This window comes from Micromonospora sp. SL1-18 (assembly GCF_047921505.1).
Classification (GTDB): Bacteria; Actinomycetota; Actinomycetes; order Mycobacteriales; family Micromonosporaceae; genus Micromonospora.
The window spans coordinates 1-26,854 of the sequence record NZ_JBLROA010000041.1; the positions used below are offsets into that span (position 1 = coordinate 1).

Consider the following 26,854-nt stretch of genomic DNA (forward strand, 5'->3'; position numbering starts at 1 on the left):
GACCGTGTTGCCCGACTCGAACCCGGGGTTACCCAGCTTCTGGCCGGCACCGGTGCAACCACCACCGCTGCCCACGGTGAGCGTGTACGTCGCCGTCTTCGTGCCCGACGCCGCCGTACCGCTGATGGTCACCGGGTAGGTGCCGGCCGGGGTGCTGGTCGACGTGGTGATGGTGAGGGTGGACGAGCCACCGGAGGTCACCGAGGACGGGCTGAACGACGCCGAGGCGCCGGTCGGCAGGCCGCTCGCGGAGAGGCTGACCGACTGGGCTGAACCGCTGGTGGTGGCGGTGCTGACGGTGGCCGTCACCGAGCCACCCGCCGAGGTGGAGCCGGAGGTCGGCGACACCGACACGGAGAAGTCGTTGGTCGACGTGCCGTTGACCACGTAGAGCAGCTTGTTGGGCGAGCCGGTCCCGGGGTTGGTCACCACGTTGCTGGTCGCGTTGTTCACCAGGTAGTCGCGGACCTGCTGGGGGGTCCAGGACGGGTTGGCGCTTGCCACCAGCGCCGCCGCGCCGACCACGTGCGGGGTAGCCATCGACGTGCCGCTGATGTTGTTGCTGGCGGTGTCGCTGGTGTTCCAGGCTGAGGTGATCGACGAGCCCGGGGCGAAGATGTCCAGGCAGGTGCCGATGTTGGAGAACGACGACCTGGCGTCGGTGCTGGTCGTCGAGCCGACCGTGATCGCCTCGGTGACCCGGGCCGGCGAGGTGTTGCAGGCGTTCGCACCGTTGTCGTTGCCGGCCGCCAGGCCGTAGGTGATGCCGGCGTTGATCGAGTTGCGCACCGCCGTGTCGAGCGTGGTGTCCACGCCGCCGCCGAGGCTCATGTTGGCCACCGCCGGCTTGATCGCGTTCCGGGTCACCCAGTCGACGCCCGAGACGACCCCGGCGGTGGTGCCGCTGCCGGCGCAGTTGAGCACCTTGACCGCGATCAGCTGCACGCCCTTGGCCACCCCGTACGACGAGCCGCCCACGGTGCCGGCGACGTGTGTGCCGTGGCCGTTGCAGTCGGTGTTGTTGGTGTCGACGGTGTTCGTACCCCAGGTGGCCCGCCCACCGAAGTCGCTGTGCGTGGTCCGGATGCCGGTGTCGATGATGTACGCCCGCACGTTCGAGGCCGTGGTCGGGTAGGTGTACGAGCTGCTCAACGGCAGGTTCCGCTGGTCGATCCGGTCCAGACCCCAGGACGGCGGGTTCGTCTGGGTGCCGGCGATCGACACCGTGTGGTTCTGTTCCACGTACGCCACTGCGGCATCGGCGGCGATCCGCGCGGCAGCCGCCGCGCCGACCCGCACCTCGAAGCCGCGCAGGGCAGCGTTCCAGGTACGGGCGACGGCACCACCGTGCCGGGTGGTCAGCCGCTGCCCGGTCTCGGTGACCCGGCTGGGCGCGACGGCGCTGTCCTTCAAGACGATGATGTAGCTGTCGGCCACCGCGGTGGCGCCGCCAGCGTTCCGGATGACTCCGCTCGGTTCGGCGGCCAGGGCGGGGCTGGCCGCCATGGCCATCGCCAATGCGGTCGCGCCGACGAGTACAGACCTGTGCGGGAGATTCATCTCCCTACCTCCCTCCGACCGGCACGTGTCCGCCCGGCGAGGAACAGGCAGATCGACGTTGACCGATCGATACGAGGCTAGGTCAAGAAGCCGACGATGGGAAGATGTCGCCCGCTCAATAACGCCGGCGGGATGTCCCCTACGGGGCGAGGTACGGGACGAACCCGGGTGCCGCCCCGGAGTCGTTGCACGTCGAGCCGGACAAGGCTGAAGGGCATGGCCGATCAGCTCGCGGTTCTGCTCCCCGTCGCCGTCGTCTGGGCTGCCGCCGGCGTCGTGGCGGACGGACTGCCCAAGCTGGATCGCGCCCGCGCGCTGCGTCGGCGTACCGGATGGTTGTCCGCCCTGACCCTGGCCGGCCTCGTCCTGACGGCAGCCGTCCTGGCCGTGGGCCTGCAGAGCGCCGGGCGGACGGCGGTCGACCTGGCCGCCGCCGGGCTCACCCTCGCGGCCGCCCCGGCGCTGCTCGTCGCGGCCTGCACGGTGCGTCGGGTACGCCGGTTGCGGGCCGGCGCTAGCGCCTTCGCCACCGCGCCGGGCACCCCGGCCCCGCACGGGCTGCGGGCCGCCGCGGCGCACCCGCTGATCGGGCTGCCGATCCAGGTGACCGCCCTCGCGGTCGTGCTGGCGGTGGTCTCGGCGGCGGGCGTCGACCTGCTGGCGACGCCGGCCGTGGCCGGCCCGGCCATCACCGTCGGCCTGCTCGGCGTCACCGCGATCGGGGTACGCCACGCGCTGCGGCACAACCGGCTCGCCGAGCGGGCGATGCCGCCGACGGCCCCGGTGCCGATACCGATACCGACGCCGACGGCCCCGGTGCCGATACCGACGCCGACGGTACCGGTGCCGATACCGGCGCCGACGGCCCCGGTGTCAGCGCGAGCGGCCGGTCCCCTGCACGTATAGCAGTTCGAGGATCGAGCGGGTCGCCTCGAACCAGCGGTCCAGCCAGCCGGGCGGCGGCACACTGCCCCTCGGCGGCAGCTCCATCAGCAGGCCACGCAGCAGCGGATGGTCCACCAGGGACTCGCCCTGCTCCAACGGCCAGCCCGCCGGCGGGAACGACGGCTCGGTGAGCGGATTGGGATCCAGGGACGGCAGGGTGAGCGGCGGCGAGACCTGCTCCGGGGCGTTCGCCTCCCGGCCCCCGGTCTCGGTGTCGGCGGAGACCACCTCGGTGAGGACCGTGTCCCGGCGCGCCCCGCGGTACTTGCCGCCGAACCGCTCCGGCTTGCCCGGACCGTTGGTGAGATTCTCTGAACCGATCGTCGTCATCCGTCTCGCCTGCCTCGTTCGGTTGCCGATCTGTGCGGTTCAACGAGGCGGAACGGAAGTGGCGACGGGTGGGCGCGGCCGGCCAGCCGGGGGTGCACGAAATGGTCCCGCCCGGCCGTGCTGCCGGGCGGGACCACGCGCACAATCCGGCGTCGCCGGATCAGCCCCGGACGAAAACACCGCCCCGGGTACCGACGACGAAAGCGCGCCAATCACCTGGGGCGAAGACCAGGGCAGGGCCGGTCTTGTCCTTCGAATCCCGGACGCCGACAGCCCCGGTCACATACGCGACCTCCACGCAGTTGTCACAGTTCGGCCCGCTCTTCGAGCTCTTGAACCAGGTCGCCTGCGTCAGGTCCACGGGGAACTTCTTGGTCGCCATTTCCACAACGGCTCCTCTGCCAGTTTTGCGATGTGAGCGATGGATTCCTCCGGGCGTATGGCCGCTGCTCGAATGTGATCGAAGATGAAGCTGTACTTCTGCAGTTCGTCGCTCTTCTCGAGGAAGAGCCCTCCCGTGGCGTTCTCCGCGTACACAACATCGGGATCACTCGGTTCAGGGAAACTGAGGATCGTGAAGGTCCCGTCCATGCCGGCGTGCGCGCCCACCTCGAAGGGCAGGACCTGCAACGTCACGTTCGGCAGTTCGGCCACCTCCACCAGTCGCTTGAGCTGGTCACGCATCACCGCGTCACCGCCAACCGGCCGGCTCAGCACCGCCTCATCGAGCACCACCCATAGATCGACCGGATCGTTCTGAGTCAGCAACGACTGACGGCCGAGCCGGACACGGACACGTTGTGCGACCTGCTCGGCACTGAAGTCGGGCCGGGCGGCCCGGATCATTGCGCTCGCATACTCCTCGGTCTCCAGCAGGCCCGGCACGACCTGCTGCTCGTACGCCCGGATCGAGCTGGCCGCCGCCTCCAGCCCCACGTACGCCCCGACCAGCACCGTGCTGTACGGATGCCACCAGCCCTTCTGCCGGGCCTCGCGGGCGATCTGCACCAGCTCGTCGCTCTCGGCGCCGACCACCCCGTAGATGCGGAGCATGTCCCGCACGTCCCGCGGGGTGGCACTGGTGTGGCCGGTCTCGATGCGGGAGATCTTGGACGCCGAGCATTCCAGCTGCTCGGCGACCGCCTCGATGGTGATGCCGGCGGCCTCCCGCTGGCGGCGGAGTTCCGCCCCCAGGCGTCGACGCCGGATGGTGGGGCTTCGCCGCTCGCTCACGGCACCGCTCCGCGGGTTGCCGGACGGGGATGACTGCTCCTCGCGCTCACCCGATTACCTCCGGTCGATCGCGCCCGGTTCGACACCCGCCGTGGGCGCGGCCGTCTTACGGCGGGCGATCGTTCGCGGCAGGGGGTGGTGCTGGTCGTCGACCGGCCGCGGCGGGCGATGACCGGCGTCCAGTGTGCCGCCCCGGCACCGGAGGCTTCAAGCGTTCCGTTCACGTGTCGTGCTCACGTATCGGCAAAATTCGACATGCAACTTGCATGAAGCACGCCCCTGGTGCACTCTGTCCGTATGGCATGGGTTACTCACCGTCTTCGCTTGATCTCTCGACGTGGTGACCCCACGGGTCGTGGGACGGCGGGAGGGGAGCCGTCCCGCGCCCACAACCTGTCCCGGGATAAAGACCTCGCCGCTGCACGCCAGTGTGGCTGCGGCGGCGGGAGCGGTAGCCGGGAGCAGTCGGGTGTTGGTCGGGTGGCGGCCCGCGACCGCGGGTTCGGCCCGACCACCACCGAACAACCTGATCAGCCGGTCCACGAGGCGCGACCCCCGTCACCGGGCCGATTTGTCCCCCGATCAGCCTTCGCCGGCTCGCCCGCCGGCCGATCTTCCAGGAGCCCATGTGCTTCCCCGCTCCGGTGACGTACTGCACGTGACTCGCGCGGCGAGTGTCCAGTTCCTCCGACCGATCAAATTCCGGGTGATCCGGGTGCTCGACTGGCCGACCTATGACGGTTGGCTCTGGCTCGACGGCTACGAGCTGAACGCGGCGGGGGACGCGGTCAGCCGGCGGTCGATCTTCGTACAGCAGGCGGGGCTGCAGCAGCTGCAAACCGCCCCGGCATCGCGTCAACACACCGTTCGACCCCGGCGTCCGGTCGTCCGGACGCCAGTCCGGGTCGGCTGACCCGGCGATTACCAGGCCGAGGACGGGCTGCCGCCATAGAATCGGTACGCCCACCCCGGCAAAGTCTCCACCCCGCGCGTCCCGGACCACTGAATCTGGGATGGTCATGGTCAATCTGCCCGCCGCGCGGCGGCACCACCGGTCCCCTATCGGCTACGCCTTCGGGCTCCTCGCACTCCTTGGCACCGCTACCGCACTCGTGCTCGTGGTCCGTCACCCGGCCCTCTCCGCCACCGAACAGTTGACCGAGCCGGTACCGGCTCCAGAGATCACGGTGGCCGGGGAGAAGCCCAGGCGCACCACCGACCCGGCGGAGGAACCGGGTTGGGCCGGTACGCCGGGCGCGGACGCCCTCGGCAATGAGGTCAAGGCGCCGCCTGGCCAGGCGGGCGAGGGCGCCGGGGAGGGAGCGCTGGCCGATGGCGCGCGGGACACCACGGACGTCAGCCGATCGCTGTTCTACTCGGGGCTGCTGGGCCTCGGCATCTCGCTGGCCGGGCTCGGCCTGGTCGGCACCAGACGCCGGCAGTGGTGACGGTCAGGGGGTCGGCGTCACCGTCGGGCCGGGCGTCGCGGTGCTCGCACCGGGCGTCGGCTCTCCGGCCTCAGCCACCACGATCGTGACCTGGTCGTCCCCGCCGATCAGCTCACCGGCGGCCGGATCGGTCTCGATCACCGTCCCGGCCGGCCGGTCCGACGTCCGGTGCTCTGTCCGGTAGGGCACATCCAGCCCGTCGAGGACGGCCCGAGCGACGCTCTCCGGCAGCCCCACCAGCGGCGGCATCGACGCCTTGGCGGTCGTGGTCGGCGGAGTGGTCGGTGGCGAACTGCTCGGCGCGGTGGTGGTCGGCGCGGCGCTGGTTTCCGGGACGGTGCTCGGTGCCAGCGAGGGTGAGGGAGCCGGCCCGGGGTCTCGCTCCGCCGCGCGCAGCGCCAGCCAGACACCCAACCCGATCAGCGCGATCAGCGCCAGGGCGAGGATGCCCAGCAGGATCGGCATCCACCAGCGACGATCGGGCTGCTCCTCGGCGTACCACTCGGTGCCGGCCCCGTCGTGGCCGGCCGGCCGGGGCGGGGGCACCCCCGCCCGACCCGACCACGCCGGCTGGCGATCGGTCTGGGGCGCGGGTTGCTGCCGTGCGGTGGTGTCCCCGGCGTCCGGAGGGTCCGGCGGCAGCGGGCGGGTGACGTCGGCGTCCCCGGCGGGTGGCTCCTGGCGGTCGTCGCTCATGGCACGTCCTCTCCCCACCGGGACGGGCACCCTGGCCCTCGATCGTCCACGGTAGCGGGCCAGGAGGCCATCGGCAGGTATCAGCGCGGCGAGCCGCCGGTCACGGCGTCGTGGACGGCGCGGCCTCCGGAGCCGCCGGCGGCTGGTCGCCGCAGGTCAGGACGACCTGGTCGTTCCATTTGGCCATCGCGCCGGGGACCGGGTCCTGGGCCGCGACCGGACCCTGACGGCCAGTCCGGTAGCGCGGGTAGAGCCCCGCCGCGACCAGGTCGTCGGCGGCGTCGCCGCACTTCTGCGCGAGGAGGTCCGGTACGGAGACGGCCGGCGCCCGGCCGGCGACCCAGAGCGTGACGGTGGCGCCGCGACGCACCGGCGTACCGGACTCGGGGGAGGTGCGCTGGACGCTCCGGCCCGAGCCGGTGCCGAAGACGAGGTGCCAGCCGAGCTTGCGGTCCCGCAGTTCCTGCCGGGCCTGCTCGAAGTCGGTGCCCACCAGCTCCGGAACGGTCAGCCCGGCCGCGGTCGTGGTCCGCGTTCCGGTCGGACGCTGCCGCGGCGTGCCGGTCGGCGAGCCGCTCGGCTGTGGCTGGCTGGTGACGCCGGCGGCCGGGGTGGTCGACTTCGCCTCGCCGGCGAGGATCCAGCCGCCGCTCGCCCCGATCACCGCCAGCAGGACCGTTGCGAGGCCGCCACCGACGAACAGTCTCGTCCGGTCCGGCCCCCGGTCGTCGCGTACCTCGGGCTGCCGGTTCCGGTACCCGTCGTCCGTCATCGCCGCCACCGCCTCAGTCATCGGCGACCGTATCCGGCGCCGCCCAGCCCCGTCGCACGGCGGGCCGCTCTCGCCCGACTCGCCGCGCCGACCATGGGACGTTACGCTGCCCGGCATGGCCAGACAGGGCTGGGGAGCATCGACCGCCGCCGCGCTCGGCGTCGCCGCCGGTACGGGGGCCGCACAGCTGGGCGTCGGCTACGGGCTGGGCATCATCAACTGGACGCCGACCGGCACCGTTCGGGTGGAGGACGCCTGGGTGGCGAGCCTTGCCTGGGCCACCTGGATCTCCGCCACCTCGGTGGTCGCCGGCGCGGTCTGCGCCCACTGGCTGCGGGGCGGGGACGACGAGGAGCCGGACGGCACCCTGCGGAAACTCGGCCTCGCGGTCGGCGCCACGGTCGGCGCGCTGATCACCGTACTGCTGGTCGCCGTGCCGGCCCGTTCGGCGCGGGTGCCGGACATGGCCGCGCCGCAGACCGTCGCCGCCGGGTACGCCGCCGTCGGGCTGCTGATCGGGCTGCTTCTGGCGATGTGGGCGCTGCACACCCGGGCGGTCGCCGCCAACCTCGTCGCCACCACCGGCTGGCTCTGGCTGCTCGCGGTGGTGTCGGTGGTCGACGGGGTGCTCTCCGGGCGCGGGCTGACCACCGCCCAGCTCGGCATCTGGCAGATCAGCGCGGACAGCGGGCTGTTCTGGATCCGGGACGACTTCTACTGGCCCGGGGCACTGCTCTCCCTGGGCTCCGCCCTGGTGATCGGCGCGCTGGCGGCCCGGCGTACGTCCCCGGAGCTGGCGGGGCGGGTCGGGACGGCGACCTCCGGGGCGGCCGGACCGCTCCTCGTCGGGCTCGCGTACCTACTGGCCGTGCCGAGGCTCGGGGCGGTCGCCGCCGAGCAGCTGTCGGCCCACCTGATCGCCCCGTACGCGGTGATCGCCGGGGTCGGGGGCTCGGTTCTGGTGGCCGCGCTGGCCCAGCGGACCGAACACCGGGCCGCGGCTCGCGAGGACGCCGCCGACCCGGATGAACATGGCAAGCAGCGCGACGCCGAAACCGGGGTGTCCCGGCCCCGCCAGCGCGACGCCGAAACCGGGGTGTCCCTGCCCCGCCAGCGCGGCGCCAAAGCCGGGATGTCCCTGCCCCGCCAGCGCACCGGCGAGCCGGGCCCCGCCACGGGCAAGGGCGGCCGCCCGGCCGTCGACGGGACGGCGGACGCGGGGCAGCCCGCCACATCCGCCGGTGGGTCGGCCGCGCTGGCCGTCGCGGGTACGGACACGCCGAAACGGAAGCCGGTCCAGGAGACGAAGAAAGCCTCGACGCAGGGCTCCGCCACGACCGGCGACCCGGGCGACGGCGGGCGTACGACAAAGGGGCAACGCCGCAGCCGCTGACCCGGAGCGACGACCACTGCGGCTGCCCGCCGCCCCTCGGCAACGCAGTGCGCGCCCCTCGACGGTCAGTCGATCGGCCAGGTGTGCACGGGTTCGTTGCCGCGCTGGAGCTCCGCATAGCGCTGGAGCACGTGGTGCAGGGCGGCCACCCGGTCCATGCCCCGGTGCCGCTCGGCCGCCCACACCGCCTCGGTCTGCCAGGCGGCACCATTACGGCCGGTACGGCAGCGCTGCTCGATGACGCCGAGAAGGCGGTCCCGCACGGCCGGAGCGACGCCGAACCCGTCCAGCCCCTGCGCGGCCTTGGGCAGGAGCACGTCGAGCACGAGCCTGGTCACCGGCACCTCGCCGAGCCGCGGCCAGTGCAGTACGGCGTCCATGCCTCGCCGGGCGGCGGCGTGGAAGTTCTCCTCGGCCGAGCTGAAGGTGAGCTGGCTCCAGATGGGGCGGTCCGCCTCGGCGAGGGCCCGGGCTAGCCCGAAGTAGAAGGCGCCGTTGGCCAGCATGTCGACCACTGTCGGCCCGGCCGGCAGCACCCGGTTCTCCACGCGCAGGTGCGGGCGGCCGTTCATGATGTCGTAGACCGGCCGGTTCCAGCGGTAGACCGTGCCGTTGTGCAGCCGCAGCTCGGCCAGCTTGGGCACCCCGCCGGCGTGCAGCACCTCCACCGGGTCCTCGTCCTCGACGATCGGCAGCAGCGGCGGGAAGTAGCGGACGTTCTCCTCGAACAGGTCGAATATCGACGTGATCCAGCGTTCCCCGAACCACACCCGGGGGCGTACGCCCTGGGTCTTGAGCTCGTCCGGTCGGGTGTCGGTGGCCTGCTGGAAGAGGGCGATCCGGGTCTCCGCCCAGAGTTGCCGGCCGTAGAGGAACGGCGAGTTCGCGCCCACCGCGACCTGAGGGCCGGCGATCGCCTGGGAGGCGTTCCAATAGTCGGCGAAGCTGTCCGGCGCGACCTGCAGGTGGAACTGGAGGCTGGTGCAGGCGGCCTCCGGGGCGATCGAGTCGGTGTGCGTCTGGAGCCGCTCGACGCCGCGGATGTCCAGCTCGATGTCCTCACCGCGGGCACCGACGATCTGGTCGTTGAGCACCCGGTAGCGCTCGTTGGTGGAGAGGTTGTCGGCGACGAGGTGCCGTTCGGTGAGGGTGGGCAGAATGCCGACCAACACGATCTTGGCGTCCGACCTGGCGGCCAGGTCGTCGGCACGGGCGAGGCTGTTGCGCAGGTCCCGCTCGTAGTCGCCGAAGCCGGTGCCCTCGATGAGCCGGGGCGGGGTGTTCAGCTCCAGGTTGAACTGGCCCAGTTCGGTCTGGAAGAGCGGGTCCGCGATGTCGGCGAGGATCTTCTCGTTGCGCATGGCCGGCTCGGCTGCGGAGTCGACCAGGTTCAGCTCGATCTCAAGCCCGGTCATCGGGCGGTCGGCGTCGAAGCCGAAGTCGTCCAGCATCAGCGCGAAGACGTCCAGGCATCGCCGGACCTTGTGCCGGTAGCGGACCCGGTCCTCCCGGGAGAAGGCGGTCTGGTCGACATCCCTGCCCATGTGTCCTCCCGGCCCGAGGCGTCCCGGAAGCGTACCGTTCCGGAACGCGTTGTGAACCATTCACGTTAGGTGCGCCCGGGCCACCGGTACCAGGGGCCAAGGGGCAGGTCCGCATTCCTACCCGGTCGGCTCGCGTCGCACCCCGGTCCGGCTGAGATCGGAATGTGACGGATCGCACCCGATCCACGTACAACGAACGGGCCCGCGCCGTCGATGGCGCGGGCCCGTGGGGCCGTACGGGGCGATCAGGCCTGGCGGATGGCCTCGCCCTCGATCTCGATCTTGATCTTCTTGCCGACCACGACGCCACCGGTCTCCAGGGCGACGTTCCAGGTCAGGCCGAACTCCTCACGGTCGATCTCGGTGCTCGCGGAGAAACCGAAGATGTCCTGGCCGTACGGGCTGCGGCCGACGCCCTCGAACTCGACCTCGAGCTCGACCGGGCGGGTGACGTCCTTGATGGTCAGCTCGCCGGTGAGGACGAACTCGTTGCCGTCGCGGGACTTCACGCCGGTGCTGCGGAACTCCAGCGTCGGGAACTTCTCGGCGTCGAGGAAGTCGCCGCTGCGCAGGTGCGCGTCGCGGTCGGTCTGGCTGGTGTTGATGCTCGCCGCCTGGATGGTGGCGGACACCGAGGACCGCATCGGGTCCTCCGCGACGGTGATCGTGGCGGTCGCCTCGCCGAACTCACCGCGCACCTTGCTGACCATCATGTGCCGCGCGACGAACCCGACCCGCTTGTGAGCCGCGTCCAGCTGGTACGTGCCGGCAGCCGGGATGGTGAGGCCGTCCCACTCACGGGTAACCGCTTCGGTACTGCTGGTCATGGTGCTGTCCTCCAGGGAGATTGTTTATTAGCCCAACGACTGATAGAGCAACTATAGCGCCGGCAATATTCCTCGTGTCAAGTACTGCTAGGATGGTGGCGTGAACCAGAACGTGTTCAACGACCCCCGGATCACCGCCGTCGGCCTCCTCGTCGAGGTGCACGCCGGGCTGTCGGCCCGGTTCGCCGCCCAGCTCGAGGAGCACGGCCTCTCCTCGGTCGAGTTCGAGGTGCTCACCCGACTCGCCCGCTCGCCCGGCAATCAGCTGCGGATGACCGATCTCGCCGCCCAGACGTCCCTCTCCACCAGCGGAGTGACCCGGGTCGTCGACCGGATGGAGCGCGACGGCCTGCTCAGCCGCCGGGCCTGCCCCTCCGACCGGCGCAGCTCCTACGCGGTGGTGACCGCCGCCGGCCTGACCCGGCTGGACGAGGCCCTGCCGGGGCACCTGCGGATCATCGAACAGTGGTTCACCGGCCAGCTCGACCCGGCAGCCCTGGAGGCCCTCCTCGACGGCCTACGCCGGGTCCGCGACGCGGTCCATCCGGGCGCGACCGCCGGAAGCACGAGCCCCACCCCGACCGACGAGCCCGCCGCGGCCGGCTGCTGAGGCACACCGGCCGGCCCGGGTACGCCCGACCCGCCAGCCACACCCGACCCGCCAGCCACACCCGATCCGCCCGGCCGCACCCCGACCCGCCCGGGCACACTCGGCGGGCACCGGCAGAAAGACCGGCAGAACCAGCGGATACCCAGGGCAAAACCCTACAAAGTCGCACGGATCAGCCATGCTCCGGGGATAGGCTTCTCGGCAAGCGGGGGAGCACCGGGGGGTGCTGGCGCGAGCGATGAGCGAGGGGCAGAACCAGGGGGCTACTTCGCTCGCGCCACCCCCGTTCTCTTCATCACCTCCGCGACGCGCCGGGCGGGCCGCCGCCCGCGGCGTCATCCCGAACGGGTCAGCCCTGCCGGCTGCGCCGCCCTGGGCGGGCCGCCAGCTCGTGGAGCAGGGCCTCCTCCCGGGGCAGCAGCCTGATCCCGCTGGACCGCCGCGCCCGGTCGAGCCGGTCCAGCACGGCCAGGTCGGCCGTGCTCGCCGCCAGTCCCACCAGCGCCTCGATCACGTCGCGCCGGTTCCGGCCATCGGCCGCCGCCTCCGCCGCCGCGGCGTACCACTCGGCCGCCAGATCACGGTCACCCCGGTGCAGGGCGAGATGCCCCTCGATCAGTGCGCAGACCGCGTCCTCCGACCGGTTGGCCTCCCCGACACCGAGCGGATCCGCGCACTCCCCGGCGGACCCCGCGCCGGGCTGGTCCGCGCTCTCCCCGACGGAGGGCGGACGCTGCCCGGGCACCGGCCGGGCCGGCCGCAGCTCGGCGACCACCTCCAGCGCCTCATCCGCCCGTCCCTCCTGGGCGAGCGCCAGCCCGACCGTGCCGAGCATTCCGCGGTGGTGCCCCGGGTCGCCCAGTTCGGCGAGGGCCGCCGCCACCCGCCGACCCTGCTCCACGGCGTCGACGTACCGGCCCTCCAGACGGGTCACCTCGGCGAGACCGGCCCGGGCCAGCACCCGTAGCCGCTGCTCCCCGGACTGGCCGGCGATCCGATCCACGACGGCCAGTCGACGCCGCGCCCCGGCCAGCTCACCCACTCGTACGTCGTGCCAGGCCAGATACGCCTGGGCGACGGCCATGTCGCGTAGCCGGCCGTGTCGGGTGGCCAGGTCCAGCACCGCCTCGGCCTGCTGCCGGGCCCCGTCGTGGTTTCCGACGGCGGGCAACAAAGCATTGAGCACCGTACGCGTCGACAATTCCCCCGCCACCTCCCCGGCGTCGCGGAAAATGGCCAACGCGGCCCGCGCCGCGGCCAGTTCCTCCGCGCCGGCATCGTGCTCCACAGCCAGCTGAGCCGCGCCGAGCTGCGCCCAGGCTCGCAGTACCGGATCAGCATCGGCGGTACGCGCGTCGACCAGCAGCCGGCGCAGCCAGCGTCGTCCGGAGACATCCCGGCCCCGCAGCCGCCACCACCTGGGCAGCGCCGCCGCCAGCCGCAGCGCGGTCACCGGATCGTCGGCGGCGGCGTGCGTCAGGGCCGCGATGATGTCGCTGGTCGCCTCGTCCAGCAGGTGCACCGCGGTGGGCAGGTCCGCACCGGCCAGCTTCGGGGCGACGCGGACCACCATCGCGGTGACCACGAGCGCGTGCCGGTGCCGGATCCGGCTCAGCTCGCCCGCCCCGACGGCCTGCTCGGCGGCGAAGTCGCGTACCGCGTCCAGGAGGCGGAACCGGAACGGACCGTTGCCCCGGACGCTGAGCAGGCCGAGTTCGAGCAGCCGGTCCAGCAGCGGCACGGCGTCCCGGCGCTGGCCGCCATCGGCGAGCAACTCCTCGGCCAGCTCCACCGACCAGCGGTTGCGGAACGCCGAGAGCCGACGCAGCGCCGCCCGTTCCTCCGGCGCGAGCAGCCGGTAGCTGGTCGCCACCGCCTCGCGCAGGGTCACCGTGCCCGCCGCACATTCGGCGGGTACCCACCCCGGCCGGCCGCCGGTGGCGAGATCGAGGACGCGGTCGCCGTACCGGTCGAGCAGCTCGGTGACGTCGAGGATCCGCCCGCGCGCGGCCATCAACTCGATGGCCAGCGGCAGGCCGCCGAGGCGACGGACCAGCGCGGCGAGCGCCGGCAGCTCGGCCGGGGTGGGCGGCTCGCGGCGTACCTGGGCGAGCCGGGCGGTGAACAGTGCCGCGGCCGGCCAGCGGGCCAGCTCGGCCGGATCCGCCGGCACCGCCCCGACCGGCGGCACGTCGAGCGGCGCGACCGGCCGGACCAGTTCGCCGGGGAGGCCGACCGGGCGTCGGCCGGTCACCAGCACCCGCAGCGTCGGCACCGTGGCGACCAGCGTCCGCAGCGCCTCCGCCACCGGCCCGGGTGCCCGTTCCACCGCGTCCACCAGCAGCAGCGCCGGTCGGCCGGCGAACCGGCCGGCGAGGTCGGCGAGCCGGTTCACGCCGAACACCGCCGCCGAGGCGGCCAGCACGTCGACGGCGTCCGAGCCCTCGCCGACCAGCACCCCGGCGACGCCGGCCGGATGCTCGGCGGCCACCGCGTACGCGACGGTGAGGGCGAGCGCGGTCTTACCGACGCCGGCCAGGCCGACCAGGCTCACCACCGGATGCTCGGCGCCCAGCAGGCCGACCACCTCGGCGACGTCCCGGTCGCGGCCGATCAGCGGAACCGGCTGCGGCAGCGCGATCGGCGTACCGGATCCGGCGGTGGCGGAACCGGTGACCGGCAGGTGCCGCCCGGCCGGATGCGGCGCGTCGGCGGCGTGGTGCCGCCCGGCCTGGCGCGGGCCGGAAGGGCCTGGCCGGGCGGCGGCGCGGAATGCCTGCCGGGCATCGCCGGCCAGGCCGAGGGCGTCGGCGAGCAGGTCGACGGTGGTGCGCTGGGGCCGCGCCGACCGGCCCCGCTCCAGATCACGAACGGTCCGCACGCCGACGCCGGCCCGGCCGGCCAGCTCGGCCTGGGTGAGACCGGCGGCGAGCCGGTGCCCACGAAGCAGATCGGGCAGAAGGGTACGACCATCCGGGCTCCGCGAAGGATCATGATCCGGGGTCATGGGCACGAAGAGTACGGACGGGGTGCGACCCTCCACAGCTGATCGTCGTCCAACCGACCGTTCAGCACGGATATCCGACACAATCCCCCGACCCGGCAGCGGGTAACTGCCCGTCCGCACCTTGAGCACGGTGCGACACCCGGTCAGCATCGATGGATGGTGATGCAGACGGACGGCAGAGACGACCAACTGCCCGGCGGCCTCGACGTGTGGCAGGCCCGATGGCTGCTCGTGCGGAACAGCGGGGTGCTGTGGCCGACGGTCTTGGGTGCCATCATGGCGCTCCTCGTTCCGTACGCCCTGCCACTGTTCGCCGTCATCGGCCTCGGCGTACTCACCCAGGTTCGCTTCAGTCGCCGGGGCGCGCTGGTGACTGAGGAGGGCCGCCACGAGCTGCACGCGCTCGTCGCCACGGCCGCCGCCCGGCTCGGCACCCCGATGCCCGACCGGATCTGGATGACCGCGGAGGCCTCCGTCAAGCTCACCGCTGTCGCGGGCCGGCGCCACCTGCTGATCGGCCTTCCATTGCTCACCTGCCTCTCCGCAGCCGAGCTGCGCGCCCTGGTGGGCTATCAGCTCGCGCTGCTCCGGCACCGGCGGCCGGGCCTCCTCGCCCGACTGCGGGACCTCTGGACCGAGAGCGTCGAGATGGCATCCGCTGAGGAGGGGCAACTGGCGTGGCGGGCGGCGACGACGCGGGCGAACGTGGACCGGTTCGCCGGCCAGGTCCAGCGGGAGGCCGATGGGGTGGCGGTGAGCACGGCCTCCGCCCTGGCCCGGTTCGCCGGCCAGGTCCAGCAGGAGGCCGATGCGGCGGCCGCGACCGCGGCCGGCAGCCGTGAGGTGGCTGCCCGGGCCTTCGCGCTGGCCGAGACGGTCGGGGTCGAGTACGACGGCTTTCTCGACAACTCCGGCGTGCCCCCGAAGCACTGGTGGCAGCCGTCCGACACGTCGATCAGCGACGTGCACGACGGCTGGTCCCGGGCCGTGGCCTACGGCCTGGGCGAGACGACCTGGGACGAGGAGGCCGCCGAGGTGCTCGCGACCGTGCATCCTGGGCTCGCCGACCCGATCCGGGCACTGGGTACGGACCCGCTGCCCGTGCTCGCGGCTGCCGACCCGATGGCGGTGGCCCCGCCGACCGTCCGCGAGCAGCGACGCATGGTCCGCCAGCTACGCGGCATCCCCTATCCCCGCGTCATCCGATGGCGCACCTACGACCAGAGCCCGCCGTCCTGGTGGCGACGACGGGCGGCCCGGGACGCCAAGTCCGTACGCGCTGACGTCGCCGCAGTGCTCGATCGGAGGGCCGTGGACGACGTCGAGGTCTTCGAGGTGGTACGGACCCGGCTGCCCGAGGTGACGGCCGCGGCACTGGGCGTACCGGTCGAGGAGCTGGAGGACCACCCGCACGACTGTCTGCCGGCCGACGACCTACCCACCGCCCTGATCTGGCTGGTCGAGGACCACCTGCTCCACCGGGGCTGGCGGCTGGACCACCCGGCCGTACGCGGAGTGCTGGTCGGTTCCGACGGCGAGCGCGTCGACGTCCGGGCGGTGCTCGCCGACGCGGTACGCGCGAACGGCGTCACGCCCGTCCTGCGGGACTGGCTGTCGGCACCGGGGCGGTGAGTTCCACCGGAAACTCACCGCCACCAGACTGACCGGGTTGGCCGGCGGCCCCTCACACGCCGAGATCGCGGGCGATGACCATGCGCTGCACCTCGCTGGTGCCCTCGCCGATCTCCAGGATCTTCGAGTCCCGCCAGAAGCGGGCCACCGGGTACTCGTTCATGAAGCCGTAGCCGCCGTGGATCTGGGTGGCCTCGCGGGCGTTGTCCACCGCGATGGTGCTGGCGTGCAGCTTGGCGATGGCGGCCTGCCGCTTGAACGGCTCGCCGGCCATCATCCGCGCGGCGGCGTCGTAGTACGCCAGCCGGGCAGTGTGCGCCTTCAGCTCCATGTCCGCGATCTTGAACTGGATCGCCTGGTAGTTGCCGATCGGCTGGCCGAACGCCTGGCGCTCCTTCGCGTACTTGATCGACTCGTCGACGCAGCCCTGGGCGAGGCCGACGGCCAGGGCGGCGATGGCGATCCGCCCCTCGTCGAGGATGCGCAGGAACTGGGCGAAGCCCCGGCCGCGCTCGCCGAGCAGGTTGGCCGCCGGCACCCGGCAGTCGTCGAAGATCAGCTCGTGGGTGTCCGAGGCGGTCCAGCCGACCTTGGAGTAGCCGGGCGCGACGGTGAAGCCGGGCGTACCCGACGGGACGATGATGGTGGACAGCTCCTTCGAGCCGTCCGGCTTGGTTCCGGTGACCGCGGTGACGGTGACCAGCGTGGTGATGTCGGTGCCCGAGTTGGTGATGAACGCCTTCGAGCCGTTGATCACCCACTCGTCGCCGTCCAGGACCGCCCTCGTCTGGGTGCCGCCGGCATCCGAGCCGGTGCCCGGCTCGGTCAGCCCGAAGGCGGCGAGCGCCTCGCCGCTGAGCAGCTTTGGCAGCCACAGCACCTTCTGCTCGTCCGTGCCGAACCGGTAGATCGGCATCGCGCCGAGGGAAACCGCCGCCTCCAGGGTGATCGCCACGCTCGAGTCGACCCGGGCCAGCTCCTCCAAGGCCAGACAGAGCGCGAAGTAGTCGCCACCCATGCCGCCGTGCTCCTCGGGGAAGGGCAGGCCGAACAGGCCCATCTTGCCCATCTGCCGGACGATCTCGTACGGGAAGGTGTGCTGCTCGTAGTGCTCGGCGATGGCCGGCGCCACCACCTCACGGGCGAAGTCCCGCACGCTCTCCCGCAGCGCCTCTTGTTCCTCGCTGAGCCGGAAGTCCATCTGATCCTCCTGTGTGGATGGGCCGCCGGGCGCTCGTGACGCCGGGACGGAATCGCTGACTCGGCCGGGTCGCGGCCGGGTCAGACCGGGGTGACGCCGTGCCGGCGCCGGGAAAAGTGCCGCTCCTTGCCGCGCGCGGCCGCGAGCCGGCGGATCAGCTCGGCGCGCAGCTCGTGCGGTTCGACGATCGCGTCCACCACTAGCTCGCTGGCGAGCCGGACGATGTCGATGTCCCGCTCGTACTCCTCGCGCTTCGCGGTGACGAAGGCTGCCCGCTCGGCCTCGTCCTCGATCGCGGCGATCTTGTTGGCGTACACCGCGTTGACCGCGGCCTCCGCGCCCATCACCGCGATCTTGGCGGTGGGCAGCGCGATCGTCGCGTCCGGCTCGAAGCCCGGGCCGGCCATCGCGTAGAGGCCGGCACCGTACGCCTTGCGGACCACCACGCAGATCTTGGGTACGGTCGCCTCGGAGATCGCGGTGATCATCTTGGCGCCGTGCCGGATGATGCCCTGCTTCTCCACCGCGCTGCCAACCATGAAGCCGGGCACGTCGGAGAGGAACAGCAGCGGCACGTTGAACGCGTCGCAGAGCTGCACGAAGCGGGTCGCCTTGTCGGCCGAGTCGACGAAGAGCACCCCGCCCTTGAACATCGAGTTGTTGCCGACCACGCCGACGACCTCGCCGTTCAGCCGGCCGAAGCCGATGGTCAGCTCCTTGGCCCAGAGCGCCTGGATCTCGAAGAAGCTGTCCTCGTCGAGCAGGCCCTTGACGTACCGGCGCATGTCGAACGCCTGCCGCTCGCTGGCCGGGACCAGCGCGGCCAGATCGGCCTTCCCGGAGGCCGCCACCGGCTCGGCCTTCGGCGGGTCCTGCTGCCAGTTCGCCGGCAGGTACGACAGGTAGCGCTTGACCACGTCGAGCGCCTCGGCCTCGGTCTTGCAGAGGAAGTGCCCGACGCCGGACTCGGCGCAGTGCACCTTGGCCCCGCCCATCGCCTCCAGCGTGGTCTTCTCGCCGGTGACCATCTCGACCATCCGGTCGGAGCCGAGGTACATGCTGGCGTTGCCGTCCACCATGGCGACCACGTCGCAGAACGCCGGGATATACGCCCCGCCGGCCGCGCTGGGCCCGAACAGCGCGCAGACCTGCGGGATCGAGCCGGAGGCGCGTACCTGGTTCCAGAAGATCTTCCCGGCGCCGCGCCGGCCGGGGAACAGTTCGACCTGGTCGGTGATCCGGGCCCCGGCCGAGTCGACCAGGTAGACCATCGGCACGCCGGTCGAGTACGCCCGCTCGATGATCCGGATGATCTTCTCGACGGTACGCGCGCCCCAGCTGCCGGCCTTGACCGTGGAGTCGTTCGCCATCAGGCAGACCGGACGGCCGCCGATGGTGGCCGTACCCGTGACCACGCCGTCGGCGGGTAGCCCATCAGCGGTCGTGTTGGCGGCTGAGCCGGCCGGTTTGCCGCCGCAGGCGTTGGCAAACAAGCCGTCCTCGACGAAGGAGCCCTCGTCAACCAGGAGGGCGACCCGCTCGCGGGCGAAGAGCTTGCCCTTGGCGGCGTTCGCCGCGTGGTACTTGTCCGCACCACCGGCCTTGGCGCGCTTGCGCAGCTGCTCCAGAGCCTCACCGTCGAGCGTCACGCCGACTCCCTCGCCACCCGCGCCTCGTGAGCGCGCCCACCGACCTGAACGATCGTTAGGCTAGCGCACCGTTGCCCGCTCCGGCGAGCCGACCCGCACCCACCCTGGCTGCCAGCAGCGGTCGGACGTCAGCGCCGCGGCACGGCGAGGATGGCGCCTCCGTGAGGTCACCCGCCCCAAAAACCTGCGCAAACGTGATGTCCCAGAGACATGAATACGTCTGTCAGACATCACGCTTGCGAGCCGTATGCCTCATCTGGTCCGGGCAGCTCCGCTCGCCCGGCCGAGCTTGGGACGGTCAGGAGGGGAGGGGGGTGAGGCGGGTGCGCGGGCCGGCGCGGAGGACGCCGCTCGGGAGCTTCTTGCCCACCAGGTTCTCGGCCAGCTCGGCGACCTCGATCAGGGCGTCCAGGTCGATGCCGGTGTCGATGCCCATGTCGTGCAGCATGTGCACGGCCTCCTCGGTGGCCAGGTTGCCGCTGGCCCCCGGGGCGTACGGGCAGCCGCCGAGGCCGCCGACGCTGGCGTCGAACTCGGTGACGCCCAACTCCAGGGCGGTCAGCAGGTTCGCCAGGGCGGTGCCCCGGGTGTTGTGGAAGTGCAGCAGCACCGGGATGTGCGCGTTGCGGTCGCGTACCGCGGTGATCAGCTCGCGGACCCGCCGGGGCGTACCCATGCCGGTGGTGTCGCCGAAGGCCACCCGGTCGGCGCCGTCGAGGACGACGCGGTCGACGATGCCGGCGACCCGCTGCGGGTCAACGTCCCCCTCGTACGGGCAGCCGAAGCTGGTCGCGATGATCACCTCAGCCCGGGCTCCGGCGCCGTGCAGCAGGTCGATCAGCTCGGCGATGTCGTCCAGCGACTCGTCCGTCGTGCGGTTGACGTTGCGCCGGTTGTGCGTGTCGCTGGCCGAGACCACCACCTCGACCTCGGTGAAGCCGGCGGCCAGGGCGCGCCGCGCGCCTCGGGTGTTCGGCACCAGGGCGGAGTAGCGCACCCCGTCGGCCTTGACGGCCCGCTGCCACACCTCGTCGGCGTCGGCCATCTGCGGAATCGCCTTCGGGTGCACGAAGGAGACCGCCTCGATCCGCTTGACGCCCGTGCCGGAGAGCGCGTCGAGCAGGCGCACCTTGGCCTCGGTCGGGATCGGCTCCTCGTTCTGCAGCCCGTCCCGGGGCCCGACCTCCCGGATGGAGACGAAGTCCGGCAGTTCCGCCATAAGGGGTCACCTCACTGTGACGGTCGTACGTGATGGGTGACCTCCAGCATGTCACCCCGACCGGTCAGCGCATGCGGGAGACGATGCCGGTGTCGTAGTCGCCGGAGAGGAACTCCTCGTTCTCCAGCAACTCGGCGAAGAAGGGGATGTTGTTCTTCGGGCCGGCGATCTCGAACTGGGCCACCGCCGCCCGCGCCCGCGCGATGGCCTCGGTGCGGTCCTTGCCGCTGACGATCAGCTTGGCCATCAGGCTGTCGTAGAACGGGGTCACCGTGTTGCCGGCGACGTAGCCGGAGTCGACGCGTACGCCCTCGCTGGCGGGCTCGTTCCAGGTGGTGATCGCACCCGGGCCGGGGAGGAACCGCCTCGGGTCCTCGGCGTTGATCCGAAGCTCGATGGCGTGCCCGCGCGGCGCGAGCGCGTCCGGGTCGAAGGTCGGGGCCAGGCCGGCCGCCACCCGCAGCTGCTCCTCCACCAGGTCGACGCCGTAGACGTACTCGGTGACCGGGTGCTCCACCTGGAGCCGGGTGTTCATCTCCAGGAAGAAAAATTCTTCGGAGCCGGAGCCGTCACCCTCGAAGTCCCGCTGGCGCGGGACCAACAGGCACTCCACGGTCCCGGCGTTGCGGTAGTTGACCGCCTCACCGGCGCGCACGGCAGCGGCCAGGAACCGCGAACGCAGCTCCGGGCAGACCGCCGGGGACGGAGACTCCTCGACCAGCTTCTGGTTGCGCCGCTGCACGGAGCACTCGCGCTCGCCGAGGGCCACCACACGGCCGTCGGCCAGGCCGAGAATCTGCACCTCGACGTGGCGTACCCGGGGGAAGTAGCGCTCGATCAGCACCGAACCGTCGCCGAACATCCGCTCGGCGAACGAGCGGACCTTGTCGTACTCGGTGCGCAGTGCGGCCTCGTCGGCGGCCACGCCCATGCCCATGCCGCCACCGCCGGCTGCCGCCTTGGCCATCACCGGGTAGCCGATCTCCGCGGCGGCGGCGACCGCCGCGTCCAGGTCGGCCGCCGGGTCGGTGGTGCCGGGCGCGACCGGCACCCCGGCCGCCGCCATCAGGTTCCGGGCATTGATCTTGTCACCCATCGCGGTGATCGCGTCCGCGCCGGGTCCGACCCAGATCAGGCCGCTGGCCTCGACGGTACGGGCGAAGTCGGCATTCTCCGACAGGAAGCCGTAGCCGGGGTGGATCGCCTGGGCGCCGGTCGACTTGGCGGCGGCGAGGATGGCCTCGACGTTCCGGTAGCTCTGCGCCGGGTTGGCCGGGCCGACGCAGACCGCCTCGTCCGCCTCGGCCACGAACGGCAGGCCGGTGTCGGCCTCCGAGTGCACCGCGACAGCACGGATCCCCAGCCGCTTGGCGGTCCGGATGATCCGGCGGGCGATCTCGCCCCGGTTCGCGACCAGCAGCGACTCGATCATGCTTCCTCCCGGCGTCCAATAGTTGGGACGGGTGCTAGGGAACCACGAGCCGCAGGTTACTCACGAGTCGGTCGGGGCGAGCAGCGCGGCGAGCGTCGCGCCACGCAGCAGCACGGCTCGGCGCCGGCGGTCCACCTCGCCGCCGAGGAACGGGGTGGAGTTCATCAGGCCGAAGGCGGCGTGGGCGAGCACCCGCGCCTCGCCGGCCGGCAACCCCGGGTGCAGCGCGGTCATCACCGTCACCCACTCCTCGACGTACATCCGCTGGAGCTGGCGGATCCGTCGGCGCGGCTCGTCGGGGAGCCGGTCCAGCTCGTGCAGGTGCAGGGCGATCACCGCCGGATTGGCCAGCGCGAAGTCGACGTGGAAGTCGATCAGCGACTCCAGCGTGCCGCGCGGGTCGTCCGGGTGGTTGGCCGCACGTTCCTGCCCACCGGCGAGCAGTCCCTCGCTGACCGGGATCAGCGCGGCGACCAGCATCGCCTCCTTGCCGGCGAAGTGGTGGTAGAGGGCGGGGCCGGTCACCCCGGCGGCAGCGCCGATGTCGTCCATCGACACCCCGTGGTAGCCGCGGGCGGCAAACAGCCCCACCGCGATCTCCAGGATCTCGTCCCGTCGGGACCGGCGTCGACCCGTACCCGTCGCTCCGTTCGCCGCAGCCCGCGACCGCTGTTCCACCGTCACCTGGCCAGCCTAGACGGCGGACGCGAAACGGTGGAGTCTCGGTTACCCGTCGGTTTCGTCACGCCATCGGCCACCCGGTCGTCCGTTGCGGCCCGCTTGACCCTCGACCGGGTGCAGGTCGCAGGGTCCATCGGCATGACCGCTCCCGCCCTCGGCCGCGACTACCGGCTGCTCTGGTCCGCCGCCGTCTCCTCCCGGTTCGGCGACGCCCTGCGTACGCCCGCCCTGGCCCTGCTGACTGCCACGCTGACCCGCGATCCGCGGGCGATCGCCGCGGTGACCGTCGCCGGGCAACTCCCGCCGCTGCTCCTCGGCCTGGTCGGCGGCGCGTACGCCGACCGCTGGGACCGCCGCCGGACGATGGCGGCGGTGGACGGCGCGCGGGCCGTGGTGGTGGCCGCCCTGGCCGTGCTGGTGGCCACCGGGCGGGCCGGCGTCGCCACCCTGGCGGCTGTCGCGTTCCTGCTCGCCGCCCTCGGCACGCTGTTCGACGCGGCCTCGTTCGCCGTGCTGCCGTCGCTGGTGCCGCCGGCCGCCCTGCCCACCGCCAACGGCCGCCTCCAGGCCGGCACCGCCGTCGCCGGTGGCTTCCTCGGCGCTCCCCTCGCCGGCCTGCTGTTCGCCCTCGCCGCCCCCCTCCCGTTCACCCTCGACGCCCTCACCTTCGCCCTGGCTGCCCTCCTCGCCCTCGCCCTCGCCGCCCCCACCCCGGCTGCGCGATCTTGCACTTGCGGCCCTCACAGAAGTGTCGAGAAGGTGCGTATCGGCGACCACAACTGCAAGATCGGCGGAGGCGGGGGTGGGGGTGGCGGTGGGGGCGGGTCGGTCTGGGGAGAGGCTTGGGCGGGGGTGCGGTGGGTGTGGGGGGATCGGGTGTTGTGGCGGGTCACCCTCGCCACCGCCGGGTCGAACCTGGCCATCAGCGGGCTTCTGGCGGTGCTGGTGTTGTACGCCCTCGAGGTGCTGCGGGTGCCGGCGGCGGCATACGGGCTGTTCGCGGCGGGAGTGGTGGTCGGCGGGCTGGCCGGGGCGCTCGCCGCCGGATCGGTGGCGGGACACTTCGGCACGCTGCCGGCGCTACGCGGCGTGCTGCTCGCCCAGACCCTGGCGCTGGCCGGGTTCGCGCTGGCCCGGCAACCGCTGGCCGGAGGCATCGCGCTGGCCTGCTTCGCCGCCGGCACCACGGTCTGGAACAGCCTCTGGTCGGCGTACGGCCAGCGGCACGTGCCACCGGAACTGCTCGGTCGGGTCGGCGCGGCGCAGCGGGTGGTCGGGTTGGCCAGCGCGCCGATCGGGGCGGCGCTGGCCGGGTTCGCCGGGGAGGCGTACGGGGTGGCCCCGGTGGGCTGGGCGGCGGCCGCGGTATTTGCCCTGGTCACCGCAGGTGCGTGGCGGACATTGCGCGACACCGCCGAGGACCGGGCGGAGCCGGCCGCTCGTCCCTAGTCTGGGAGGAACGGCGGAGGGAGGGCGGGGTGACCCGGCACGACGAGGCGCGTCTCAAGCACCGGCAGCGGCTGCTGGCGGCAGTCCTGCTCACCGCGGCCGGGCTCTTCGACGGCCTCGCCGGGTCGAGCGACCTGGACGACGACCCGTACGTGGTGGGCGACCCCGGAGCGCTGCTCCGCCTCGACATGACCGGCTGGGTGTGGGCGCACCTGGTGCTCGCGGTGCTGATGCTGGTGGCCGGGCTCCTCCTCTTCACCACCCGCCCGTGGCCGGTCCGGCTCGCCGCGGTGATCGCGGGGGCCAGCATCCTCGTCCACGTGATCATGCTTCCGTTCGAAACGGTCTGGGCCGCGATCGTGATCGGGCTGGCGGTGGCGGTACTGCGGCTGCTGTGGGTGTGCCGGCGACAGGGCCCTCGGGCGGACGACGTCAGCCCTGACAGACCCTTCCGGTGAAGGCCGGGTCGGGCAGCCGTTCCCCCCGCCAGACAGGGTTGATGCCCACCGCCAGCGGTGGCGCCTGCCAGGCGGCGGCGACATCCTGGAGCAGGGTGTAATCGCTCTCGGATTTGCTGACCGGCGCCCCTTCAAGGAAGTTCAGCAGACGTTCCTGGATGACCGGCTGAGTCAGCAGGCCGCCGTGTACGGCCGGCATCTCGAAGACCGGCACGCCCGCGTACTTGCCCGGCGGAGCCTCGGTGGCGGTGGTGGTCGGCAGGAACGCCACGATCCGCACGCCGGGGACCGGGCACATCAGGTCGTTGCGGTAGAAGGGCGCGTTGTCAAGGATCGACCGGACGAACGGCTCTTCCGGCCCAATACCGCTCATCGCGATGACGTCGGCGAGGCCGAAGATGGCTCGCAGTTCCCAGCCGGCGGCGACGCCCCAGCCCGAAACCCCGGGCGGCGGGTAGTAGGAGCGACCCGCGTTGATCAACGGGCTGAACATGGCCAGGAGGTCCACCGGCGAGTGCGGCCGGGCGGCCAGGTAGGTCCGGGCGACGATCGCCCCCTCGCTCTGCCCGACCACCGCGACCGGCCGGCCGGTACGCCGGTGCAGCAGCTCCACCTGGGTGTTGAGCAGCGCCACGCTGGACTCGATCGAGCGGAAGGTGTCCCGGGCCCCGAACGGCAGGGACTTGCCCTGGGCATCCAGTCCTCGGTAGGAGAACCACTGCACGTTCGGGTCGACGGGAGGTTGCCCGTCGTAAACGCTGCCGTTTCCGGCTACGAAGATCACCGCGTGCCGGACAGTGGGCGGCAACGGCCGGTCGAGCAGCGCGATCGCCGGTGGCTTGCCCGACCTCCCGGGCAGGGCCGCCAGCGCCGGCTGCACGACGACCGGCACGATGAAGGCAAGCAGGATCGCCAGCGGTGCGGCGGGCACTCGCGCCCAGTGGACCGGTCGGCGCGGCAGCACGGCCGAAAACACGGTGCGCTGCCAGAGCAGCCCGTTGATCGCCCCGGCGATCGCCGCCACCGGTGCCGTCCACCCGATCGGCACCGACCAGACCAGCGCGCCACTCACGGTGAGCACCACGATGTTGAGCAGGGACCAGCCGACCAGCTCGATCGAGGGCAGCCCGCGCCACCAGGTACCCACCACGGCCGCGCGTTGCAGGAACGGCGCGAGCAGGAACAGCGGCAGCAGCGAGGCGAGCAGCAGCCAGGAGAGAGCGACCACCGAGGCGGCGATCGACAGGGCCGCCCAGGGCGACACCACCACGACGATCACCGCGGTCAGCGCGAGGGTCCGCCCACCCAGCCAGCGCAGGCTCGGCCGGGGCACCTGCCGCGGCCAGGCCAGGAGGACCAGCGCGGTGGTGAGCGACGCCCGGAACAGCACGAGCCCGACCAGTCCGATGGCGAAGGTCGACCACGAGTCGTGGTAGACGAACAGCCACCGCAGGTCGTGGTAAGTGTCGTACGGCCAGACCGCGGAGACCTGCGGGGCCAGCCCGTCGGCGGCGCGGAACCCGAACACGTCGAGGACAATGCCCTCGACGGCGGGCGGCGCAGCGGCCACTACGAGCAGCGCCACGAACCGCTTGTCCAGGCGACCCACGCCCCCTCCTCGGCTGCTCCGACGGCCGCTTCCCAGCCTGCCCGGTCGGGCCCCGGCCGCACGGCGCAACGCCGGATCGCCCCCCGGTCGGGGCATTCCGCCGCTGCCGGAACGACGACGCCGTCGGTGGGCCGGTCGAGGCTCAGCCGGCGAGGCCGCCCGGCTGGTCGCCCTTCACGACGGGGGCGCGCACCAGGTTGCCCCACTCCGTCCACGAGCCGTCGTAGTTGCGGACCTGCGGGTAGCCCAGCAGGTGGTGCAGCACGAACCAGGTGTGGCTGGACCGCTCACCGATCCGGCAGTACGCCACCACGTCGTCGGACGGGCTCAGGCCGAGCTGGTCGGCGTAGATGGCGCTCAGCTCGTCGGCCGACTTGAAGGTGCCGTCTTCGTTCGCGGCGGACTTCCACGGCTTGCTCACCGCACCGGGGATGTGCCCGCCGCGCAGCGCGCCCTCCTGCGGGTAGTCCGGCATGTGCAGCATCTCGCCGGTGTACTCGCCGGGCGAGCGGACGTCGACCAGCGGCCGGCCGGCGGCGACGTGCGCCATCACCTGCTCCCGGTACGCCCGGATCGGCGTGTCGTTCCGCTCCGGCACCGGGTACTCGGCGTGCGGTCGGGTCACCTTCTCGCGGGTCAGCTCGCGCCCCTCGGCGATCCACTTCTGCCGGCCGCCGTCGAGCAGCCGTACGTCCGGGTGGCCGAAGAGGGAGAAGACCCAGAGGGCGTACGCGGCCCACCAGTTGAAGTTGTCGCCGTAGAAGACCACCGTGTCGTCCCGGCCGATGCCCTTCGCGGCGCACAGCTCGGCGAAGCTCTTCGCGTCCAGGTAGTCCCGGGTCACCTGGTCGTTCAGCTCGGTGTGCCAGTCGACCTTGACGGCACCCGGGAGGTGACCGGTGTCGTAGAGGAGCACGTCCTCGTCGGACTCGACCACCACGAGCCCCTCGTCGCCCAGGTGCTCGGCCAGCCACTCGGTGGTGACCAGGCGCTGTGGGTTGGCGTACGACTGGAGGCGGGGATTCGGATCGCTCGGCACAGCCATGAGCCCCAAGCTACGCCCGATCCCGGGCCAGCGGCCGGGCAACGAAAACCGGGTGCAGCAAATGCGGCGGGTCGTGCGTGACAGTGACGGAACCCGCCAATCGCAGAGGATCGC

24 protein-coding genes are annotated in these 26,854 nt (G+C 72.3%); 8 read left to right on the forward strand and 16 right to left on the reverse strand.

Translation table 11 applies throughout. The features are described from left to right. The coding region (locus ACNAW0_RS19680; RefSeq protein ID WP_416289386.1) for a S8 family peptidase at positions 1 to 1,560 on the reverse strand (1,560 nt) is incomplete at its 3' end. A gap of 216 nt (positions 1,561 to 1,776) precedes the next feature. Here ACNAW0_RS19680 and ACNAW0_RS19685 point away from each other — a divergent pair. Further along, the gene (locus tag ACNAW0_RS19685) at positions 1,777 to 2,466 is read left to right on the forward strand and encodes a hypothetical protein (protein WP_416289387.1); all 690 of its coding nucleotides are present in this window, start codon (positions 1,777 to 1,779) and stop codon (positions 2,464 to 2,466) included. On the opposite strand, the gene ACNAW0_RS19690 is transcribed toward ACNAW0_RS19685, so the two are convergent. The 3 genes from ACNAW0_RS19690 to ACNAW0_RS19700 all read right to left on the reverse strand — a co-directional run bounded on the left by ACNAW0_RS19690 (position 2,434) and on the right by ACNAW0_RS19700 (position 4,068). Continuing rightward, positions 2,434 to 2,835 (reverse strand): hypothetical protein, encoded by a 402-nt coding sequence (locus ACNAW0_RS19690; protein ID WP_416289388.1) that lies wholly within the window; start codon positions 2,833 to 2,835, stop codon positions 2,434 to 2,436. The genes ACNAW0_RS19685 and ACNAW0_RS19690 overlap by 33 nt on opposite strands. Before the next feature lie 160 nt (positions 2,836 to 2,995). Next, complete coding sequence (locus tag ACNAW0_RS19695; protein ID WP_416289389.1) at positions 2,996 to 3,217, reverse strand: DUF397 domain-containing protein; 222 nt, start codon at positions 3,215 to 3,217, stop codon at positions 2,996 to 2,998. Beyond that, the gene (locus ACNAW0_RS19700) at positions 3,187 to 4,068 is read right to left on the reverse strand and encodes a helix-turn-helix domain-containing protein (RefSeq protein WP_416289390.1); all 882 of its coding nucleotides are present in this window, start codon (positions 4,066 to 4,068) and stop codon (positions 3,187 to 3,189) included. The genes ACNAW0_RS19695 and ACNAW0_RS19700 overlap by 31 nt, the downstream gene beginning before the upstream one ends. A 628-nt stretch (positions 4,069 to 4,696) precedes the next feature. Between ACNAW0_RS19700 and ACNAW0_RS19705 the strand changes: the two genes are divergently transcribed. Next, positions 4,697 to 4,981 carry a hypothetical protein gene (locus tag ACNAW0_RS19705; protein ID WP_416289391.1) on the forward strand — a complete coding sequence of 95 codons (285 nt, stop codon included), beginning with the start codon at positions 4,697 to 4,699 and terminating at the stop codon, positions 4,979 to 4,981. A 100-nt stretch (positions 4,982 to 5,081) separates the two neighbouring features. Then, positions 5,082 to 5,516 (forward strand): hypothetical protein, encoded by a 435-nt coding sequence (locus ACNAW0_RS19710; protein WP_416289392.1) that lies wholly within the window; start codon positions 5,082 to 5,084, stop codon positions 5,514 to 5,516. Between the two features lie 3 nt (positions 5,517 to 5,519). On the opposite strand, the gene ACNAW0_RS19715 is transcribed toward ACNAW0_RS19710, so the two are convergent. Then, entirely contained in the window at positions 5,520 to 6,212 is a 693-nt protein-coding gene (locus ACNAW0_RS19715; protein WP_416289393.1) for a PASTA domain-containing protein, read from the reverse strand. A 100-nt stretch (positions 6,213 to 6,312) separates the two neighbouring features. Continuing rightward, positions 6,313 to 7,005: a PASTA domain-containing protein gene (locus ACNAW0_RS19720; RefSeq protein ID WP_416289394.1), complete on the reverse strand. Its 693-nt coding sequence runs from the start codon at positions 7,003 to 7,005 to the stop codon at positions 6,313 to 6,315. 94 nt (positions 7,006 to 7,099) lie between these two features. Here ACNAW0_RS19720 and ACNAW0_RS19725 point away from each other — a divergent pair, with 94 nt between their 5' ends. After that, positions 7,100 to 8,377 carry a hypothetical protein gene (locus ACNAW0_RS19725; protein WP_416289395.1) on the forward strand — a complete coding sequence of 426 codons (1,278 nt, stop codon included), beginning with the start codon at positions 7,100 to 7,102 and terminating at the stop codon, positions 8,375 to 8,377. Between the two features lie 65 nt (positions 8,378 to 8,442). On the opposite strand, the gene ACNAW0_RS19730 is transcribed toward ACNAW0_RS19725, so the two are convergent. Then, positions 8,443 to 9,921, reverse strand: a complete 1,479-nt coding sequence (locus ACNAW0_RS19730; protein WP_416289396.1) for a glutamate--cysteine ligase — start codon at positions 9,919 to 9,921, stop codon at positions 8,443 to 8,445. A gap of 245 nt (positions 9,922 to 10,166) precedes the next feature. Next, a complete protein-coding gene (locus ACNAW0_RS19735) occupies positions 10,167 to 10,748 on the reverse strand; it encodes a YceI family protein (RefSeq protein ID WP_416289397.1) in 582 nt (193 codons plus the stop codon). A gap of 100 nt (positions 10,749 to 10,848) precedes the next feature. Between ACNAW0_RS19735 and ACNAW0_RS19740 the strand changes: the two genes are divergently transcribed. After that, on the forward strand, positions 10,849 to 11,358 hold the full coding sequence (locus ACNAW0_RS19740; RefSeq protein ID WP_416289398.1) for a MarR family winged helix-turn-helix transcriptional regulator: 510 nt from the start codon (positions 10,849 to 10,851) through the stop codon (positions 11,356 to 11,358). Between the two features lie 349 nt (positions 11,359 to 11,707). On the opposite strand, the gene ACNAW0_RS19745 is transcribed toward ACNAW0_RS19740, so the two are convergent. Next, a complete protein-coding gene (locus tag ACNAW0_RS19745; RefSeq protein ID WP_416289399.1) occupies positions 11,708 to 14,365 on the reverse strand; it encodes an ATP-binding protein in 2,658 nt (885 codons plus the stop codon). A gap of 156 nt (positions 14,366 to 14,521) precedes the next feature. Here ACNAW0_RS19745 and ACNAW0_RS19750 point away from each other — a divergent pair, with 156 nt between their 5' ends. Continuing rightward, positions 14,522 to 15,997: a hypothetical protein gene (locus tag ACNAW0_RS19750; protein WP_416289400.1), complete on the forward strand. Its 1,476-nt coding sequence runs from the start codon at positions 14,522 to 14,524 to the stop codon at positions 15,995 to 15,997. Positions 15,998 to 16,049: 52 nt separating this feature from the next. On the opposite strand, the gene ACNAW0_RS19755 is transcribed toward ACNAW0_RS19750, so the two are convergent. The 5 genes from ACNAW0_RS19755 to ACNAW0_RS19775 all read right to left on the reverse strand — a co-directional run bounded on the left by ACNAW0_RS19755 (position 16,050) and on the right by ACNAW0_RS19775 (position 22,182). Then, positions 16,050 to 17,198: an acyl-CoA dehydrogenase family protein gene (locus ACNAW0_RS19755; protein ID WP_416289401.1), complete on the reverse strand. Its 1,149-nt coding sequence runs from the start codon at positions 17,196 to 17,198 to the stop codon at positions 16,050 to 16,052. 80 nt (positions 17,199 to 17,278) lie between these two features. After that, positions 17,279 to 18,847: an acyl-CoA carboxylase subunit beta gene (locus ACNAW0_RS19760; RefSeq protein WP_416289402.1), complete on the reverse strand. Its 1,569-nt coding sequence runs from the start codon at positions 18,845 to 18,847 to the stop codon at positions 17,279 to 17,281. 298 nt (positions 18,848 to 19,145) lie between these two features. After that, positions 19,146 to 20,066 (reverse strand): hydroxymethylglutaryl-CoA lyase, encoded by a 921-nt coding sequence (locus ACNAW0_RS19765; RefSeq protein WP_416289403.1) that lies wholly within the window; start codon positions 20,064 to 20,066, stop codon positions 19,146 to 19,148. A gap of 64 nt (positions 20,067 to 20,130) precedes the next feature. Further along, the gene (locus ACNAW0_RS19770) at positions 20,131 to 21,498 is read right to left on the reverse strand and encodes an acetyl-CoA carboxylase biotin carboxylase subunit (RefSeq protein WP_416289404.1); all 1,368 of its coding nucleotides are present in this window, start codon (positions 21,496 to 21,498) and stop codon (positions 20,131 to 20,133) included. Positions 21,499 to 21,558: 60 nt separating this feature from the next. Next, positions 21,559 to 22,182 (reverse strand): TetR/AcrR family transcriptional regulator, encoded by a 624-nt coding sequence (locus tag ACNAW0_RS19775; protein ID WP_416289405.1) that lies wholly within the window; start codon positions 22,180 to 22,182, stop codon positions 21,559 to 21,561. A gap of 135 nt (positions 22,183 to 22,317) precedes the next feature. On the opposite strand from ACNAW0_RS19775, the gene ACNAW0_RS19780 reads away from it, so the two are divergent. Both ACNAW0_RS19780 and ACNAW0_RS19785 read left to right on the forward strand, forming a co-directional pair. After that, positions 22,318 to 23,628 carry an MFS transporter gene (locus tag ACNAW0_RS19780; RefSeq protein WP_416289406.1) on the forward strand — a complete coding sequence of 437 codons (1,311 nt, stop codon included), beginning with the start codon at positions 22,318 to 22,320 and terminating at the stop codon, positions 23,626 to 23,628. Between the two features lie 29 nt (positions 23,629 to 23,657). After that, on the forward strand, positions 23,658 to 24,086 hold the full coding sequence (locus tag ACNAW0_RS19785) for a hypothetical protein (RefSeq protein WP_416289407.1): 429 nt from the start codon (positions 23,658 to 23,660) through the stop codon (positions 24,084 to 24,086). Here ACNAW0_RS19785 and ACNAW0_RS19790 read toward each other — a convergent pair. Together ACNAW0_RS19790 and ACNAW0_RS19795 are read right to left on the reverse strand one after the other, a co-directional pair. Beyond that, entirely contained in the window at positions 24,061 to 25,791 is a 1,731-nt protein-coding gene (locus tag ACNAW0_RS19790; protein ID WP_416289408.1) for a hypothetical protein, read from the reverse strand. The genes ACNAW0_RS19785 and ACNAW0_RS19790 overlap by 26 nt on opposite strands. Before the next feature lie 46 nt (positions 25,792 to 25,837). Continuing rightward, positions 25,838 to 26,740 carry a sulfurtransferase gene (locus ACNAW0_RS19795; protein WP_416289410.1) on the reverse strand — a complete coding sequence of 301 codons (903 nt, stop codon included), beginning with the start codon at positions 26,738 to 26,740 and terminating at the stop codon, positions 25,838 to 25,840. Positions 26,741 to 26,854 lie beyond the last annotated feature (114 nt).

Bases quoted from the DNA above. Each gene is read 5' to 3' on its own strand.
- ACNAW0_RS19770 (WP_416289404.1), bottom strand. From the start codon at position 21,498: ATGATCGAGTCGCTGCTGGTCGCGAACCGGGGCGAGATCGCCCGCCGG.
- ACNAW0_RS19755 (WP_416289401.1), bottom strand. From the start codon at position 17,198: ATGGACTTCCGGCTCAGCGAGGAACAAGAGGCGCTGCGGGAGAGCGTG.
- ACNAW0_RS19765 (WP_416289403.1), bottom strand. From the start codon at position 20,066: ATGGCGGAACTGCCGGACTTCGTCTCCATCCGGGAGGTCGGGCCCCGG.
- ACNAW0_RS19715 (WP_416289393.1), bottom strand. From the start codon at position 6,212: ATGAGCGACGACCGCCAGGAGCCACCCGCCGGGGACGCCGACGTCACC.
- ACNAW0_RS19790 (WP_416289408.1), bottom strand. From the start codon at position 25,791: ATGCCCCGACCGGGGGGCGATCCGGCGTTGCGCCGTGCGGCCGGGGCC.
- ACNAW0_RS19695 (WP_416289389.1), bottom strand. From the start codon at position 3,217: ATGGCGACCAAGAAGTTCCCCGTGGACCTGACGCAGGCGACCTGGTTC.
- ACNAW0_RS19690 (WP_416289388.1), bottom strand. From the start codon at position 2,835: ATGACGACGATCGGTTCAGAGAATCTCACCAACGGTCCGGGCAAGCCG.
- ACNAW0_RS19750 (WP_416289400.1), top strand. From the start codon at position 14,522: ATGGTGATGCAGACGGACGGCAGAGACGACCAACTGCCCGGCGGCCTC.
- ACNAW0_RS19685 (WP_416289387.1), top strand. From the start codon at position 1,777: ATGGCCGATCAGCTCGCGGTTCTGCTCCCCGTCGCCGTCGTCTGGGCT.
- ACNAW0_RS19725 (WP_416289395.1), top strand. From the start codon at position 7,100: ATGGCCAGACAGGGCTGGGGAGCATCGACCGCCGCCGCGCTCGGCGTC.
- ACNAW0_RS19745 (WP_416289399.1), bottom strand. From the start codon at position 14,365: ATGACCCCGGATCATGATCCTTCGCGGAGCCCGGATGGTCGTACCCTT.
- ACNAW0_RS19710 (WP_416289392.1), top strand. From the start codon at position 5,082: ATGGTCATGGTCAATCTGCCCGCCGCGCGGCGGCACCACCGGTCCCCT.
- ACNAW0_RS19730 (WP_416289396.1), bottom strand. From the start codon at position 9,921: ATGGGCAGGGATGTCGACCAGACCGCCTTCTCCCGGGAGGACCGGGTC.
- ACNAW0_RS19720 (WP_416289394.1), bottom strand. From the start codon at position 7,005: ATGACTGAGGCGGTGGCGGCGATGACGGACGACGGGTACCGGAACCGG.
- ACNAW0_RS19795 (WP_416289410.1), bottom strand. From the start codon at position 26,740: ATGGCTGTGCCGAGCGATCCGAATCCCCGCCTCCAGTCGTACGCCAAC.
- ACNAW0_RS19780 (WP_416289406.1), top strand. From the start codon at position 22,318: ATGACCGCTCCCGCCCTCGGCCGCGACTACCGGCTGCTCTGGTCCGCC.
- ACNAW0_RS19735 (WP_416289397.1), bottom strand. From the start codon at position 10,748: ATGACCAGCAGTACCGAAGCGGTTACCCGTGAGTGGGACGGCCTCACC.